The sequence below is a fragment of the Corynebacterium sp. HMSC076C10 genome (genome assembly GCF_001812455.1).
Taxonomy (GTDB): Bacteria; Actinomycetota; Actinomycetes; order Mycobacteriales; family Mycobacteriaceae; genus Corynebacterium; species Corynebacterium jeikeium_D.
Window position 1 is genome coordinate 1 of the sequence record NZ_KV809116.1, and the last position, 1,083, is coordinate 1,083.

1 rRNA gene is annotated in these 1,083 nt (G+C 57.2%); it reads right to left on the reverse strand.

Annotated features, from left to right (window positions below):
- A 16S ribosomal RNA gene (locus HMPREF2857_RS05595) occupies positions 1–1,055 on the reverse strand; the annotation flags it as partial.
- Between the last annotated feature and the right edge of the window lie 28 nt (positions 1,056–1,083).

Consider the following 1,083-nt stretch of genomic DNA (forward strand, 5'->3'; position numbering starts at 1 on the left):
CACGACACGAGCTGACGACAACCATGCACCACCTGTATACAAGCCACAAGGGAAACACCATCTCTGGCGCGATCCTGTATATGTCAAGCCCAGGTAAGGTTCTTCGCGTTGCATCGAATTAATCCACATGCTCCGCCGCTTGTGCGGGCCCCCGTCAATTCCTTTGAGTTTTAGCCTTGCGGCCGTACTCCCCAGGCGGGGCGCTTAATGCGTTAGCTACGGCACGGATCCCGTGGAAGGAAACCCACACCTAGCGCCCACCGTTTACGGCATGGACTACCAGGGTATCTAATCCTGTTCGCTCCCCATGCTTTCGCTCCTCAGCGTCAGTTACTGCCCAGAGACCCGCCTTCGCCACCGGTGTTCCTCCTGATATCTGCGCATTTCACCGCTACACCAGGAATTCCAGTCTCCCCTACAGTACTCAAGTTATGCCCGTATCGCCTGCACGCCCGGAGTTAAGCCCCGGAATTTCACAGACGACGCGACAAACCACCTACGAGCTCTTTACGCCCAGTAATTCCGGACAACGCTCGCACCCTACGTATTACCGCGGCTGCTGGCACGTAGTTAGCCGGTGCTTCTTCTCCATCTACCGTCAGAAACCCTTCGTCGATGGTGAAAGGAGTTTACAACCCGAAGGCCGTCATCCCCCACGCGGCGTCGCTGCATCAGGCTTCCGCCCATTGTGCAATATTCCCCACTGCTGCCTCCCGTAGGAGTCTGGGCCGTGTCTCAGTCCCAATGTGGCCGTCCACCCTCTCAGGCCGGCTACCCGTCGCCGCCTTGGTAGGCCATTACCCCACCAACAAGCTGATAGGCCGCGGGCCCATCCCACACCGAAAAAACTTTCCACCACACCCTCACGGTGCGGTCCTATCCGGTATTAGACCCAGTTTCCCAGGCTTATCCCGAAGTGCAGGGCAGGTCACCCACGTGTTACTCACCCGTTCGCCACTCGTGTACCCCAGCAAGCTGGAGCCTTACCGTTCGACTTGCATGTGTTAAGCACGCCGCCAGCGTTCGTCCTGAGCCAGGATCAAACCCTCCATCAAAAACCCTTCAAATCAGAAGAATCAAAAA